This is a genomic window from Arthrobacter sp. 05L44 (genome assembly GCF_056397605.1).
Map to the genome: position 1 here is coordinate 23560 of NZ_JBFTNS010000005.1, position 15167 is coordinate 38726.

13 protein-coding genes and 1 pseudogene are annotated in these 15167 nt (G+C 68.8%); 1 reads left to right on the forward strand and 13 read right to left on the reverse strand.

Annotation, left to right across the window (positions count from 1 at the left end; translation table 11 throughout):
* Positions 1-113: 113 nt before the first annotated feature.
* The 11 genes and pseudogenes from AC1DHY_RS11545 to AC1DHY_RS11595 all read right to left on the reverse strand — a co-directional run bounded on the left by AC1DHY_RS11545 (position 114) and on the right by AC1DHY_RS11595 (position 13119).
* A complete protein-coding gene (locus AC1DHY_RS11545) occupies positions 114-623 on the reverse strand; it encodes a mucin-associated surface protein (protein ID WP_476879550.1) in 510 nt (169 codons plus the stop codon).
* Positions 620-1906 carry a serine/threonine-protein kinase gene (locus AC1DHY_RS11550; RefSeq protein ID WP_476903646.1) on the reverse strand — a complete coding sequence of 429 codons (1287 nt, stop codon included), beginning with the start codon at positions 1904-1906 and terminating at the stop codon, positions 620-622. Before AC1DHY_RS11550 ends, AC1DHY_RS11545 begins: the two co-directional genes overlap by 4 nt.
* Positions 1907-2334: 428 nt before the next feature.
* On the reverse strand, positions 2335-3732 hold the full coding sequence (locus AC1DHY_RS11555; protein WP_476903647.1) for a hypothetical protein: 1398 nt from the start codon (positions 3730-3732) through the stop codon (positions 2335-2337).
* Positions 3733-3847: 115 nt separating this feature from the next.
* Entirely contained in the window at positions 3848-4918 is a 1071-nt protein-coding gene (locus AC1DHY_RS11560) for a Gfo/Idh/MocA family protein (RefSeq protein ID WP_476879547.1), read from the reverse strand.
* 26 nt (positions 4919-4944) lie between these two features.
* Positions 4945-5652 (reverse strand): ABC transporter ATP-binding protein, encoded by a 708-nt coding sequence (locus tag AC1DHY_RS11565; RefSeq protein WP_476879546.1) that lies wholly within the window; start codon positions 5650-5652, stop codon positions 4945-4947.
* Between the two features lie 2 nt (positions 5653-5654).
* Positions 5655-6972 (reverse strand): annotated as a pseudogene (locus AC1DHY_RS11570) (ABC transporter permease).
* A 178-nt stretch (positions 6973-7150) separates the two neighbouring features.
* Complete coding sequence (locus tag AC1DHY_RS11575) at positions 7151-8251, reverse strand: substrate-binding domain-containing protein (protein ID WP_476879198.1); 1101 nt, start codon at positions 8249-8251, stop codon at positions 7151-7153.
* Between the two features lie 63 nt (positions 8252-8314).
* Complete coding sequence (mmsB, locus tag AC1DHY_RS11580) at positions 8315-9583, reverse strand: multiple monosaccharide ABC transporter permease (RefSeq protein WP_476879197.1); 1269 nt, start codon at positions 9581-9583, stop codon at positions 8315-8317.
* A 45-nt stretch (positions 9584-9628) separates the two neighbouring features.
* Positions 9629-11185, reverse strand: coding sequence for a multiple monosaccharide ABC transporter ATP-binding protein (gene mmsA, locus AC1DHY_RS11585; protein ID WP_476903648.1), 1557 nt, complete (start codon positions 11183-11185; stop codon positions 9629-9631).
* Positions 11186-11315: 130 nt separating this feature from the next.
* Entirely contained in the window at positions 11316-12506 is a 1191-nt protein-coding gene (locus AC1DHY_RS11590) for an ROK family transcriptional regulator (protein ID WP_476879195.1), read from the reverse strand.
* Positions 12507-12600: 94 nt separating this feature from the next.
* The gene (locus AC1DHY_RS11595) at positions 12601-13119 is read right to left on the reverse strand and encodes a gamma carbonic anhydrase family protein (protein WP_476879194.1); all 519 of its coding nucleotides are present in this window, start codon (positions 13117-13119) and stop codon (positions 12601-12603) included.
* A 99-nt stretch (positions 13120-13218) separates the two neighbouring features.
* On the opposite strand from AC1DHY_RS11595, the gene AC1DHY_RS11600 reads away from it, so the two are divergent.
* Positions 13219-13722, forward strand: a complete 504-nt coding sequence (locus AC1DHY_RS11600; protein ID WP_476879193.1) for a DUF2231 domain-containing protein — start codon at positions 13219-13221, stop codon at positions 13720-13722.
* Positions 13723-13812: 90 nt separating this feature from the next.
* Here AC1DHY_RS11600 and AC1DHY_RS11605 read toward each other — a convergent pair whose 3' ends face one another.
* Complete coding sequence (locus AC1DHY_RS11605) at positions 13813-14226, reverse strand: class I SAM-dependent methyltransferase (protein ID WP_476879192.1); 414 nt, start codon at positions 14224-14226, stop codon at positions 13813-13815.
* Between the two features lie 55 nt (positions 14227-14281).
* Entirely contained in the window at positions 14282-15142 is an 861-nt protein-coding gene (purU, locus tag AC1DHY_RS11610; RefSeq protein ID WP_476879191.1) for a formyltetrahydrofolate deformylase, read from the reverse strand.
* Between the last annotated feature and the right edge of the window lie 25 nt (positions 15143-15167).

Consider the following 15167-nt stretch of genomic DNA (forward strand, 5'->3'; position numbering starts at 1 on the left):
CGGATACAAGGGTGGTGCGAGTGCCCGGATGCGGGTCGGGAAATCGGGCGGCCGTTTCCGGCCTGACTGACCAAGCTAGCCGGATCCGGGCGATAGCGAAAGCCCGGGGCGCGTCAGTGGTCGCCTTTGCCCTTGTTTTTTCCCTTGGCTTTGCCGACGGGAGCGTTCTGGGCTGCGGCAGCGGCTGCTGCGGCAGCCGCTGCGTCCGCTGCAGCCTGGTCGGCGGCGGCCTTGTCGGCTGCGGCTTTCTCAGCCGCGGCTTTTTTGGCGGCGGCGTCCCGGATGGCTTTCGCCGCGGCCGCCTGTTTCGCCGTGAGGTCGGCACGGACGGCGTCGAGGGCCGTTCTGATGCTCTGGTGGCGCTTGAAGGACACCTTCCCGTCGGCAGCCGCGGCGTCCAGCTTGGCCGCCAGCTCGTCGAGCGCTTTCAACGCGCCGGCCGGGTTGTTGGCGGCCACGTCCTTCGTCACGGTCAGGACCTGGGCCTGGAGCTGGTCGGCGGCGGTCCTGTCGAGGTCGGCGGCCGGGCCGGAACATCCGGTCAGCGAGCCCGCGATCAGGGCAACCGCGACCAACGGGCCGGCGACCACACCAGACCAGGGCCGGTGGCTGGCGACGCTCATGGTTCCACACTCTTCTGCAGTTGTTTCAGGTGCTCGCCGAGGTCGCCGGTGACGGCGGGATAGGGCACGACGGCGGGCGGCTGGGGGAGGGAGAGGACGACGGCGGCAGCGATGACGGCGAGCAGCGCCACAACGGCGACGACGACGGCGGCTTTGGTGCGGCGCCTGGCGTGCCGGAAGCGGGCCAGCGGCCGTGCCGTCCGCCGGGGAGCGCCGGCGCCCGCCAAGTTCGAGGGGGCGGCGGCGTTCGAGGGGGTCGCGCGGGCCGCGTCCGGGTCCAGTACGGGCAGGCGGCGGGTTCCCGGTTTCTTGCCGGTGCTGCTGTCGCCGGCACCTCTGCCGTCGGCCGGAGTGTCCTGCGCAGAGCGGGGCGGGCGGGCCGGCGGGGCGGGAAGGACACGGGTGCGTTCCTCGGCCAGGAGGCCCGGGAGCGACTCGGGCGAAACCAGGGCCTGGCGCAGTGCTACTTCAAGGTCGGCCGCGGCGGGCCGGTCCAGGGGATCCAGGGCGGTCATGGCCCTGATCAGCTGCGCCCATTCGACGGGAACACTGTCCGGGATGGCGGGTGCGCGGTGCAGCCGGGCGACGGCGGATTCGACGGCGCTTCCCGGGTACTCCACGGAGCCCTTGATGCATTCGAGCAGCACCAGGCCGAGCGAGTAGATGTCGCTGGCGGGGCCCATATCCGCACCGCGGGCCTGCTCCGGGCTCAGGTATGCCGCGGTGCCCACCATGGTTCCGGTGGCCGTGAGCCGGGTGCCGTCCACGATCCGGGCAATGCCGAAGTCGGTCAGCTTGGGGCGTAGCGGTTCGCCGGGCCGCACCTGCACGAGCAGGACGTTGGCGGGCTTGATGTCGCGGTGGATGATCCCGAGGGAGTGGACGTACGCCAGGGCATCGGCGAGTCCGGCCCCGATCACCGCCAGCTCATCGAACGGGACCTCGCTGTGCCGGATCCGGCTCCGCAGGTCCTGGCCCTCCACCAGCTCCATCGTCAGGAACGGGCGGGGCTCGTCCGGGACCCGGGTGTCGGTGCCGGCGTCGTAGAGCGTGACCAGGCTCGGGTGGTTCAGGGTGGCCAGGAGTTCAATCTCGGCCTGCTGGCGCTTGAGCTCGTCGGCATCCGCGGATTGGGGCGCGAAGAGCTTCAGGGCCACGTCCCGGCCCAGGTTCTGGTCCCGGGCGGAGTACACCGAGGCCATGCCGCCCCGGCCGATCACTTCGCCTAAACGGTAGCGGCCGCCCAGGATCTCGGCCGTGACCTTACTGGGCGAAGCCTCCACCGTGTTTCCCGTCTGTTGTCCCTGGCGCCGCGGCGGCGCCCCCTAATGAATACTACGGGCAGCGTATCGGGCCGCGGGACGCCAGCCGGATGCAGGTGATGTCTGTGGTGGCGGATCCACCTTTCGCGCGCAGGGATGGGGCGGCGCCGGAGCCGGCGAGGCCGTTGAATCCCCCAGCGGACCCAACGACTTCGCTCCGGCGGCAGTGGACCTGGACGGAGCGGCCGCGCGTTACGGCGGCCGTTCCGTGGGCGGGGCAACCACGACGCGAGGCGTGGAGCGCCTAGGCGGGAGAGGGAAACGGAAGCCGGCTGTCCGGCCGCGGACGGTGGTGTCCATGGGGAAAACTCCTGAATGACTGACGGCGGGCGCACATGGCAACCCGAAGGACCGTGCTCTGCGCAGGAAAATGGCAGAGGACGGCCCTACTAGTCAGGAGAGGAGCCGGGATCAGCGGCGACAGCAGGATGGACGTGCTGCAGCGGTCCGCTGATGGGGTCTGAGCCCATGGGCGGAATGAAGAAGAAAGCGCTCGGCGTCACCGCCGCAGCCCCGGACGGGCCGCTGGCGGCACCGTTGCCGGACCCCGACCCCGGTACCGGGGGGAGCGCGCTCGGTGCCGGCAACCCGGTACCTCCGCCGTTAGGGAGCGGGTGCTCACCGCCGCCGGCGGGCGCGGCAGGGATGCCGCTGCCCGAACCCTGGCCCGAGGGGGCCCTGATTCCCGCAGCGGGCGCACCGGCCGCCGTGCCGGGTCCTTGGACGTCAGGGAGCGTCCGGAAGACAACGTAGTAGCCGGGGTTCGCCGAGAGGAAGCCCGACGGGTCCTCGGCCGGTTCCTGCTGGTAACCCGGCACCGTCAGGTGCTGGGCCGCCCCCCGATCCGTCCGGGCCGGAGTTACGGCCGCGATCCTCCGGGCCGGCACCAGGGGCCCGGAGACGGTCCCGGCCTGGCCCGGCATCGTTACCGGAACGGTCACGGGTACCGGTGCGGCCGGCGGCACTGCGGGCGCGACCGGCGGAACGGCAGGGGGCACGGCGCCGGGAGTTGACCCGACAGCCGGCGGAACCGGATCGGACGCGGGCGGGGCGGCCGGGACGTCACCGGCCCCCGGAACGGGATCGGTGGGCGGAACGGCTGGCTCCGGCGCGGGAGCAGGTTCGACCGGGGGTGTGGGGGCTGGGTCGGTCCCGGGAGCAGGGGGTGGCGCGGGCGCGGGGGCCGGGTCCACGACGGGGTCGGGGGCCTGGGTGGTGGCGGGCGCGGGCGCGGGGACGGGGTCGCTGGCCGGTGCAGGCGCCGGAGCGGGCGCCGGAGCGGTCTCGACCGCAGGGAGGCTGGCGGCCGGTGCGCTGACGGGAGCGGCCGCCAGCACCGGTTCAATGTTCAGCGGAGTGGGCGGCGGCGCGGCCGGAGCCGGCAGCGGAACAGCAGCCACGGGGGCCGCCACGGCCACCGGCGGGGCGGGCGCCACGGCCACCGGCGGGGCGGGCGCCACAGGTGCGGCGGGCACCGCCGTCGTGACGGCAGGTACCGGCACCGGGGCAGCCGGTGCCACCCGTGCCACCGGTGCGGCGGCAACCGGCGTGGCAGTGACGGCCGGCGTCGGAGATGTGCCGGGTGCTACCGGGTCGTCAGCCCTGGGCAGTTGGATCATGGTGCCGACGGCCGAGACCGGAACAGAAGAGACCGCACTGTAGGCCGGAGGTGCTGCGGCATTGGCCGAGGCCGCGGAGAGCGCCAGCCACGCCAGCCCTGCGCCTAATCCCAGGAGCCCGCGCTGCAGGAGGCGGCGCGCACGGGGGCAGTTTGTTGCAGGTTCCATGCGCAACTCACCTCCCCGAAACCCTTCGACGATTGGACTACAGGGTAAGTCCGGGGGCCGCGGCGAGTCCATAGCCCGCGGCAATATCCGCCCCGCAGAGCCCGGAAATCCGGGGTCAGCGCGCGTCGTTCGGGTAACTGATTCCCAGCTGGGCGCGCACGCCGTCGAACAGCCGCATGGTGTTCAGGGAGTCCTCCAGCGGCATGACCGGGCTCTCGTTTAGACCCTGCTGGATGCAGCGGGTGACCTCGCGGAGTTCGTACGTGTAACCGCGGCCCACCACATCAAACAGCTCGGTCCGCGGCTCCTCGAAGCCGACGCGCACCACCAGTTCCTTGGGGTTGTTGATGGAGCCGACGCTCTGCAGGAACCCCAGGCTGCCGGCCACGGTGGCCGTCCGGGGACCGTGGGCCAGCAGCGAGGAGGTCAGCTGCGCCTGGGCGCCGTGGTGGTAGCCCAGCGTCAACGCGTTCTGGGCGTCCACGCCGTCGTCGTTGATCCAGCCGGTGGCGCTCACGGTCTGCGGGAAGCCCAGGGTGCCCAGCGCCCACAGCAGGGGATAGATGGTGATATCGAGCAGGGCGCCGCCCCCGTCCGCCGGGGCCCAGAGCCGGGACGTCGGGGAGTAGGGGGCCGGGAAGCCGAGGTCGGCCGCCACCCATTTGACCTCGCCGATTTCCCCGGACGCGGCGATCTCAAAGGCGCGCTGCGTGCCGGGCAGGAACCGGCTCCACATGGCCTCCATCAGGAACAGTCCCCGCTCCCTGGCCAGGCCGATGAGGTCCGCGGCCTCCCGGGCGTTGACGGTCAGGGCTTTCTCGCACAGCACGTGCTTGCCGGCGAGCAGGGCCGCCCGGGCGATGGTGTGGTGCTGGGCGTGGGGGGTGGCGACGTAGACGACGTCGACGGCGTCGTCCGCCAGGAGCCGCTCGTAGCCGGCCGCGCCGTCGTGGTCCCCGTACGCCCGGGCGAAGCCGTAGTCGGCCGCGAAGGCATCCGCCGCGGCCTGGCTCCGTGAGCTGACGGCGTACAGCTCGGCGTCGGCCAGCAGCGCCAGGTCCCGGGTGACGGCGGCGGCGATCCCGCCGGTGGCCACCACGCCCCACCGCAGCCGCGCGCCCGTCGCGGTCCGGGGATCCTGGTCGGGTTGGCTGGACAGCCACGGGTTGGCGATGGGGGCTCTCATGATGCCATCCTCTCACCCGCCTGCCGCTACACGGGGGTGCCCGCCGTCGCGTGGTTCCGGGCAGTTTCTTCGGTGAGCCGGCCCTGCTGGAGCCGGAACCGCCGGTCCGTTTTATTGGCCAGGGCACGGTCGTGGGTGACCACCAGGATGGTGGTGTTGTGGTCCCGGCTCAGGGCGCTGAGGAGCTCGATGATGTGCTCACCGGTCTGCTCGTCGAGGTTGCCGGTGGGCTCGTCAGCCAGGATCAGCTTCGGTTCGTTGGCCAGGGCGCGGGCGATGGCCACGCGCTGCTGCTCGCCGCCCGAGAGCCGGTTGATCCGGCGGGTGTGCTTTTCCGGGTCCAGCTGCACCTGCTCCAGGAGCTCCCGGGCGCGCTCGGCCCGGGCGGCTTTGCGGAGGCCGGCGAACTCCATCGGCAGCATCACGTTATCCACGGCCGAGAGGTTCGGGATGAGGTTGAACTGCTGGAAGACGAAGCCGATGTCACGGCGCCGGTAGCGGGTCAGCTGTCCGTCGGGCATCCCGGCCAGGCTCACGCCGTCCACCAGCACGTCGCCGCTGGTGGGCTTGTCCAGCGCCCCCAGCAGGGAGAGCAGGGTGCTCTTGCCGCTGCCGCTCTTGCCCACGATCGAGGCGAGGGTGCCCTGTTCGAGTTCAAAGCTCACATCGTTGACCGGCTTGATGGTGCGGTCGCCGGACTTGAAGGTGCGGACCAGGTTCTTGACTTCGATCATGGCTATTCTCCTCGGAGGACTTCGATGGGACGGATGCGGGCGGTCAGCAGCGCAGGGACCAGCGCGCCAATGATGGCGACGCCGAACACCGCGGCGATGCCCGCCGCGATGACGCCCGGCGAGGCGCTCGCGGTGACGGAGTTCAACAGCTGGTTCGCTCCGCCGAAGGGGTTCCCGCCCGGAAAGCCGCCTGCGAAGCCGCCGCCGCGCCGGCCGGCGGCCGCGGCGGAGCTGTTGGAGCTGATCAGGGCCGAGGCGATGCCGCCGCTGGCAAAGGAGGCGACGGCGGCGCCCACCGCACTGCCCAGGGCCACCAGTACCAGGGCCTCCAGGACAAACTGCAGCCCGATGGTGCGGTTGGGCGCGCCGATGGCCTTCAGCACACCGATCTCCCGGCGGCGCTCGCGGACCAGCATCACCATGATCAGCAGGATGATGAGCCCTGCCGTGGCAAGCGCGGCGGCGAAGGCGATGAAGGAGATGTTCTTGACGCTGTCCAGGGAGCTCACGGCCGTCTGCAGGCCACGCTGGCCCTGGCTGACGTCGGCCTTGCTGGTGCCGAGCGCGGACTGCAGGGCCGTCTTGGCGGCGTCGACGTTCTCCATGCCGTTGACCGTGACGATTATGGTGGACAGTTCGCCCGGCAGGGCGGCGAGGGTCTGGGCCGTCGGCAGCGGTGCCAAGCAGGGCCCCTGTTGAGGCTGCGGCGTAGTTGCCCAGGCCGGTGCCCTGCGTCAGCTGCAGGGCCTTGCCGCTGGAGTCCACCCCGGCCCCGATGCCGGTGGCGGTCACCGGCAGGGAGAACGACGGAGCGGCCTGGCCGGTGCCGCCGGTGCTGCCGGAGGACTGGTTGCGGTTGCCGAGCGTCCCGGCGTCGACCGCGGCGGTCAGGCTCGTAGTGACGGTCGTGGCGGACTGGCCGCCGGGGCCGCCCTGGCCTGCCTGGCCGCCGGATCGTGCATGGCCGGCCTGCGCTGCGGCGGCCTGAGCTGCGGCCTGAGCTGCGACCTGGGCGGCGTTGCGGAGCCGCAGCGCCTTGGTGCCGACCACCGAGCTGACGTTGGGCACGGCGGCCGCGGTGGCTGCCTCCGCGGCGGTGAGCGGCTCCCCGCCGCCCTCGAAGCCCTGCCCGCCGGCCGGGTTGACGGTCAGGACGGTGCCCACCGAGGCGTTCAGTTCGGCAACCTTTCCGGTGACGGCCTGGTTGGCCACCAGCATGGACAGTGCGAGGCCGATGGCCACAGCGAGGACGGCCACAACGGCGGCGGTCCTGACCTTGTTTCGAAAGGCGTTGCCTACACTCCGGGCAAGGACGCTCACGGTACTCCTAGGGATCTGGCGCCGGAGTCTCCGGCGGCTGTTCCCACACTGGTACGGCTGGCTGTGCGGAGGTCGGGGGGTTCCTTTGGATCTGCTGTGAAGCACACAAAAGGGCCCCGGCCCTCCCGCGTGAACTGGTCACTGCGGGGGAGCCGGGGCCCTGGTGTGGAGCGTTAGGCTACTTGGTCAGCGGTCCGAGTACCGGATCGTCAACGTAAGCGGACTTAACGTTTTCCTTCGTCACGATGACCGGCGGCAGCAGGAACGCCGGCACCGTCTTGACCTTGTTGTTGTAGGACTTGTCGTCATTGACCTCAGGCTTCTTGCCCGCCTGGATGTCCTTGACCATGGTGATCGCGTGCTCAACGAGCTTGCGGGTGTCCTTGTTGATGGTGGAGTACTGCTCGCCTGCCATGATCGACTTGACGGACTCAACTTCGGAGTCCTGGCCGGTGACAACGGGGAGCGGCTTGCCGGCAGCCTTGACCGAGGTCAGGATTGCGCGGGCCAGCGTATCGTTCGGCGACAGGACGCCGTCGAGGGAGGCGCTGCCGTAGCTGCCGGTCAGCAGGGTGTCGGCGCGACGCTGGGCGTTCTCAGCCTTCCAGCCCTGGGTGACGGCCTGTTCGAAGGTCTTCTGGCCGGAGAGGACCTTGAGGGTGCCGTCGTCGATCTTCGGCTGGAGCACCTTCATTGCGCCGTCGAAGAAGACCTTCGCGTTGGCGTCATCGGGGGAACCGGCGAACAGTTCGATGTTGTACGGGCCGGACGGCTTCTTGGCCTTGAGTCCGTCCAGAAGCGCCTGGCCCTGGAGTTCGCCGACCTTGAAGTTGTCGTAGGCCACGTAGTAGTCAACGTTCGGGGTGTTCAGGAGCAGACGGTCATACGCGATGATGGTGGCGCCAGCGTCCTTGGCCTGCTTGAGCTGGGTACCGAGCTGGGCGCCGTCGATGGCACCCACGATGATGACCTTGTCACCCTTGGTGACCATCGCGCTGATCTGGTTCTGCTGCTCCGAAACGCCGCCGTTGGCGAACTGCACATCTGCCTTGAAGCCGGCGCCGTTGAGGCCGTCATTGAACAACTTCTCCGCCAGCACCCAGTTCTCACTGGTCTTCTGGGGGAGCGCGACGCCGATCGGGGAGTTCTTGGGGAACGCCTCGCCGCCGCCGCTTGCGCCGCCGGAAGTTCCGCTGTCGGAACGGCCGCAGGCTGTCAGCGCCAGTGCCGCAATAGCAGCGATCGCTGCTGCCTTTCCTGCTTTACCAATCATTTGCATTGCTTGGTTCACTTTCTTTTAGATGGTGTTCGGAGAATCGGGGTTGAGGGGCCGGGGAACCGGTCAGGATTCCTTGGCGATGACTTCCTTGGTGGACGTCGTCTCGTCAGGCCGGGCTTCGTTCCCGCGGCTGAAGTTCTTCATCATCATGCCGATGATCGACCTCTTGCCCTGGGTCTTGTTGTAGACGTCGAAGGCGACCGCGATCAGGAGCACCAGGCCCTTGATGATCTGGGTGAGGTCGGCGCCGACGCCGAGGAGCTGCAGGCCGTTGTTCAGCACGGCCATCACGAGGCCACCGACGATCGAGCCGATCACGGTACCGACGCCGCCGGTGACCGCGGCGCCGCCAATGAAGACGGCGGCGATCGCGTCAAGTTCCCAGCCGACGCCGTCGAACGGGCCGGAGGCGGTGGAACGGCCGACGAAGATCATGCCGGCGAGGCCGGCCAGGACCGACATGTTCATCATGACCAGGAAGTTGACCTTCTTGGACTGGACGCCGGAGAGCTCGGCCGCGTGGCGGTTGCCGCCGACGGCGTAGACGTGGCGGCCGATGATGGTCTTGGAGGAGATGAAGCCGTAGACCAGGACCAGGATCGCCAGGATCAGGCCCGGAATCGGGAACGAGGTGCCGGGGCGGCCGGTCGCGAAGAGGTACGTCGCGTAGAGGATGGCGCCGCAGATCAGGACGAGTTTGGTGATGGTGACCCAGGCCTCGGGGACCTCGGCGCCGAGGGCCTTGGCCTTGCGGCGGGAGCGGATCTCGCTGTAGATGACGAACGCGGCGCCCGCCAGGCCCAGCAGCAGGGTGAGGTTGTTATAGCCGGTGTTGGGGCCGAACTCGGGCAGGTAGCCGGAACCGATGTACTGGAAGTCGTTCGGCACCGGGATGGTGTTCGACTTGCCGACGAACTGGTTGAAGCCGCGGAAGAGCAGCATGCCGGCCAGCGTCACGATAAAGGCCGGAATACCGACGTAGGCGGTCCAGAAGCCCTGCCAGGCGCCGATCAGGGCGCCCAGGATCAGGCCGAAGAGGATTCCGAGGTACCACGGAATGCCCCAGTCCTGGATCATCAGGGCGACGCTGACGCCTACGAAGGCGGCGACGGAGCCGACGGAAAGGTCGATGTGGCCGGCGATGATCACCAGCACCATCCCGATCGCGAGGATCAGGATGTAGGAGTTGCCGTTGAAGAGGTTGATGACGTTGCCCGGGGTGAGCGTGCGGCCCTCTGTGAAAATCTGGAAGAAGACGATCAGTGCAACCAGGGCGAAGATCATGCCGAATTGGCGGGTGTTGCCGCCAAAGAGCTTCTTGAGCGCGTTCATTGTGTCAGTCCTTGTTGTCCGGAATGTTCTGGGTGGTCCAGAGGGTCAAGCGGTCTTGCGGGCGGAAGTCATGAGTTTCATGAGGCTTTCCTGGCTGGCTTCGTCTTTGTCGAGCACACCGGTGATGGCGCCCTCGAAGATGGTGTAGATGCGGTCGGAGAGGCCGAGGAGTTCGGGCAGCTCCGAGGAGATCACGATGACGCCTTTCCCCTGGTTGGCCAGTTGCTGGATGATGCCGTAGATCTCGTACTTGGCGCCGACGTCGATCCCGCGGGTGGGTTCGTCCAGGATCAGCAGTTCCGGGTCGGTGAACATCCACTTCGCCAGCACCACCTTCTGCTGGTTGCCGCCGGAGAGTTTGGCCACGCCTTCCTCGACGGACGGTGTTTTGGTGCGCAGTGACTTGCGGTACTGCTCGGCGACCGTGAATTCCTTGTCGGCGTCGACGACGTTGTGGCTGCTGATCTTCTTCAGCGCCGCGGACACCGTGGTGGCCTTGATGTCATCGAGCAGGTTCAGGCCCAGGGACTTGCGGTCCTCGGTGACGTAGCCGAGGCCGGCGTCGATGGCCTGCTTCACGGTCTTCAGGTGCAGTTCCCGGCCGTCCTTGTAGACCTGGCCGGAGATGAAGCGGCCGTAGGAGCGGCCGAAGATGGACCGGGCCAGTTCGGTGCGCCCGGCGCCCATCAGGCCGGCGAAGCCAACGATCTCGCCGCGGCGGACGAAGAAGTTGGAGTTCTTGCAGACCAAGCGGTCCTGGATCTGCGGGTGGCCGACGTTCCAGTTCTTGACCTCGAAGAACGTCTCGCCGATTTTCGGCTCGTGGTCCGGGAACCGGGACTCCAGGGTCCGGCCCACCATGCCCTTGATGATGCGGTCCTCGTCGACGCCGTCGGCCTTCACGTCCAGGGTCTCGATGGACTTGCCGTCACGGATGATCGTGATCGAGTCGGCGATCTGTTCGATCTCGTTGAGCTTGTGCGAAATGATGATCGAGGTGATGCCGCGGCCCTTCAGGCCCAGGATCAGGTCCAGCAGGTGCTGGGAGTCGGATTCGTTCAGGGCCGCCGTGGGCTCGTCCAGGATGAGGAGCTTGACCTTCTTGTTCAGCGCCTTGGCGATCTCCACCAGCTGCTGCTTGCCGACGCCGATTTCCTTGACCGGGGTGTCCGGGTCCTCGCGCAGGCCCACCCGGGCCAGCAGCTCGGTGGACCGCGTCCGGGCCTCGGCCCAGTCGATGACTCCGCGCTTGGTGGGTTCGTTGCCCAGGAAGATGTTCTCCGTGATGGAGAGTTCCGGGATGAGGGCGAGTTCTTGGTGGATGATCACGATGCCGGCGTGCTCGCTGGCCCGGATGTCCTTGAACTGCTGGACTTCGTTCTGGTAGACGATGTCGCCGGTGTAGCTGCCGTAGGGGTAAACGCCCGAGAGCACCTTCATGAGGGTGGATTTTCCTGCGCCGTTCTCACCGCAGATGGCGTGGATCTCGCCGGCCTTCACCCGCAGGGTCACCTCGGCCAATGCTTTAACGCCGGGGAATTCTTTGGTGATGGAGCGCATCTCGAGAATTACGGGATCGCTGTGCGTGTTGAGGGACGTCATCTGCCCTTACGCCTCCAATGCATGACTTCGTTGTCCGCCCCTGCAAACCGCAGGGCCGTCTGATGCAAAAGTAAACTGGATCACGCCGTTGTCGTCAAGTCTTTAACGCAACGGCTCGATAACAGCTTCTTTAGTTTCGCCGGATTCCGGCATGTTGGAACACCAAAGCTGTGGCCCCGAGCGCCTCGGCGCGGTCGCCGAGGGAGGACATGGTCAGGACCGTTGTCTCCCCGATAACCGGCACGGCGTGGCGCACCAGGCCCCGCCGGATCGGGTCCAGGAGCAGCTCGCCGAGCCCGGCCAGCGGTCCGCCGACGACGATCACCTCCGGGTTGATCAGGTTCGCGACGTTGCCCAGTGCGCGGCCCGCGGCGAGGCCGGCGTCGTCCACGACACGCAGGGTGGCCGAGTCCCGGGCGAGGGCCTTGCGGACGATGTCCTCCGACGTCAGCGGCTTGTCCTCACCCCGGCTCAGCAGTTCGATCATGGTGGTGGTGGACGCAATGGTTTCCAGGCAGCCGCGGTTGCCGCAGCGGCAGACGAGGCCGTGCTCGTGGATGGTGGCGTGGCCGATTTCGCCGGTGATGCCGACGTTGCCGTAGTACGGCATGCCGTTCAGGATCAGGCCGGCGCCGATGCCCGAGCCGATCTTGAGGAACAGCAGGTTGCTGATGCCGGTGTGCGGTCCCCAGGTGACCTCGGACAGGGCGCCGAGGTTGGCGTCGTTGTCGACGAAAACGGGGAGATCCAGCGCTTCCTCGAGGCGTTTGAGGATGTTGATGCCCACCCACTCGGGCAGGATTGCGCCCTGCGCGACGGTGCCGGTGCGGCGGTCGATGGGCCCCGGGATGCCGACGCCGGCACCCACCAGGGCGCTGCGCTCGACGCCGCTTCCGGCCAGCAGCCGGTCCAGCACCCCGACGGCGGCCTCGATGCCTTCCTCCGCGTGGTGGCCCAGCGGCAGCAGGACCGATTCTTCCGCGACCACGTGGTAGCTCAGGGAGGCCAGGACCACCCGCAGGTGCCGGCGGCCGAAGTCGATGCCGACGGCCACAGCGCCGTTGCTGTTGAGCCGGACGTTCAGAGCGCGGCGGCCGGAGCTGGTGATCGGTTCGGTGGACGCCAGCCCGGCGTCCTGCATGATCTTGACGATGTTGGAGACCGTGGCCGTGGAGAGGCCGGTCTGGCGGGCCAGTTCCGCCTGGGTGGAGGGCCCGGCCAGCAGGCATTCGATGATCCGTTGCTGGTTCAGATGCCGGAGGGCGGATTGCGACCCGGGGTTTTTGGTGCGGCTCCTCGTTGAGCGCGTTGGTGAGGGCATGCAATGAAGCGTGCCCCATCAACGCTTTGTAGTCAAGAAGTTAACGCAAGGGTCGGAGGGCGTGTCTTGCTCCGGCCCGTTGCCGAGCCGGACCTCAGCCGTGGATTTCTCGGTGGGCCCGTGCAAGGTCCCGGTAATGGGCGGCGTTCTGCTTGACGCCCTCGAACTCCTCGTCGCTCAGTTCCCGGCGGACCTTGGCGGGAACACCGGCGACCAGCGAGCGGGGCGGGATAACGGTGCCTTCCAGGACCACGGCGCCGGCGGCGATCAACGAGCCGGCCCCGATCACCGCGCCGTTGAGGATGGTGGCGCTCATGCCGATCAGGCAGTCGTCCTCGACCGTGCAGCCGTGCACCACTGCGCTGTGGCCGACGCTGACCCGGGCTCCGACGGTGCAGGGGAACCCCGGATCCGCGTGCAGCACCACGTTGTCCTGCAAGTTGGTGCCGGCACCGACAGTGATCGCGGCCGTGTCGGCCCGGACGGAGACGCCGTAGAAGGCGCTGGAGTCTTCGGCCAGGGTGGCTTTGCCGATCACCGAAGCGCTGGGGGCGACGAAGGCGGATGCGTGGACGGCCGGGGTGTTTCCGGCGAAGGCGTAGACAGGGCTCATGCCACCAGCCTAGGACACCTGCCTCTTGCGGGTCCGGCGGCCCTGAGTAGGATCGGGGCCATCCCGCCATGCACCCGGACGCGTCCCCAGGAGGCCGGTATGTTCCTGACACTGATGAAACAGCTGGCCGACGCCGAGTCGCTCGACCCCGCCGTCCGCACCGCGGAGCCGATCGCCGCCCGGCTGGTCGCCAACCCCCGACTCCGGCGCTTCTTCCACGGCGATGCCAACGGCATCCCGCCGCACGTGATCCTCAGCGACCTGCCCTTCGGCGCGTGGTTCATGGCGGTCTTCCTGGACCTGTTTCCGGACCGGGGGAGCCGGCGGGCGGCGCAGCGGCTGGTTGGCTTGGGTGTCCTTGCCGCCCCGCCGACGGCGATCAGCGGCTGGGCCGAATGGGCCCGGGCTGATCACGCGACGCGGCGGATCGGCGTCGTCCATGCCGCCGCGAACCTGACCGCGACGCTGATCTTCCTGGCCTCCTGGCGTGCCCGCCGCAAGGGCCGGCACCGGCTGGGGGTGGGCCTGGCCCGGGCCGGCGCCGTCCTGCTGGTGGCCGGCGGCTTCCTGGGCGGCTACATGCGGAGCAACCCAAGGCCCTGACCGGCCCTTTCCCCCGTTGCCCTATCACCTTTGGTTGTTCTGGGGCCCCGATGGCAACCAAAAGTGATAGCGCAACCGGGGGATGGGGGCTTAGGCGGGGGAGCGGAGGACCGTGAAACCCTCGCCGAGGTCCGGGCGGCCGAGTCCGGGGACGACGACGGCGATCGGCGCACCCGGTTCCGCGACCCGGCGCACTTCCCGCACGACGCCGTCCCATGCCGCCGGGGGCAGTTCGGCCAGGGCGTCGACCGCCCAGACCGCGGGGAACGCGGCGTCGGCGAAGGGCAGTACCTGTCCGCCCGCGACCGAGGCGGAGAGCCCGTGGGCGCGGGCCGCATGGATGTTCTCCTCCGAGGGATCGACGCCGGTGAAGTGGATCCCGGCGCGGACAAAGCGGAGCCCGTCCGCGCCCGTTCCGCAATCGAGGCCCAGCACGCCGCGCCGGCCCTCGGCCTTGAGCAGCTCGAGGAAGGCCTCGAGTTCATCCTGCGGTGACGCTTCCATGGCTCCAGTTAAGGACGGCGCGGGCCCGAAAACAAGCGCTCCCTGCGGGCGGGCCTCAGCTGAAGACGACGGTCCGGTTGCCGTCCAGTAGCACCCGGTGCTCGGCGTGCCACTGCACGGCCTGGGCGAGGGTGCGGCCCTCGACGTCGCGGCCCATCTGGACGAACTGCTCGGCGGTGCGGCGGTGGTCCACGCGGATGACTTCCTGCTCGATGATCGGGCCCTCATCCAGCGCGGCGGTGACGTAGTGGGCCGTGGCGCCGATGAGCTTCACGCCGCGGGCATGCGCCTGGTGGTACGGCTTGGCGCCCTTGAACGAGGGCAGGAAGGAATGGTGGATGTTGATCGCCTTGCCGGTGAGCTCGGTGCAGAGCTCGTCGGAGAGGATCTGCATGTACCGGGCCAGGACCGTGAGCTCGATGTCGTGTTCGGCCATGAGTTTCCGGAGGGCGTCCTCGGCGTCGGCCTTGGTGTCCTTGGTGACCGGGATGTGGTGGAACGGGATGCCGTAGAACTCGGCCAGGCCAGCCAGGTCACGGTGGTTGGAGACGATGGCGGGGATCTCGATGGGCAGGGTGCCGGAGCGCTGCAGGAACAGCAGGTCGTTGAGGCAGTGGGCGGACGTGCTCGCCATCAGCAGGGTGCGGACCCGGCGGCCGGCCGGGTTGAGGCTCCACTGCATACCGAACGCGTGGGCGACCGGCTCCAGCGCGGCGTGCAACTCGGCCGTCGGTGCCGCCGTGGTGGCTTCCACCCGCATAAAGAACGTCCCGGTGCCCTGGCTGCCGTACTGCTGGGAGTCCGTAATGTTGCAGCCGGCCACCAGCAGGGCGCCGGCCACAGCGTGCACAATCCCTGGCCGGTCCGGGCAGGAGAGGGTCAGAACGTAGGAAGCAGTCAGCTGGTCTTCAGTCACGAAAGACAAGCCTACCCGCGCTGGG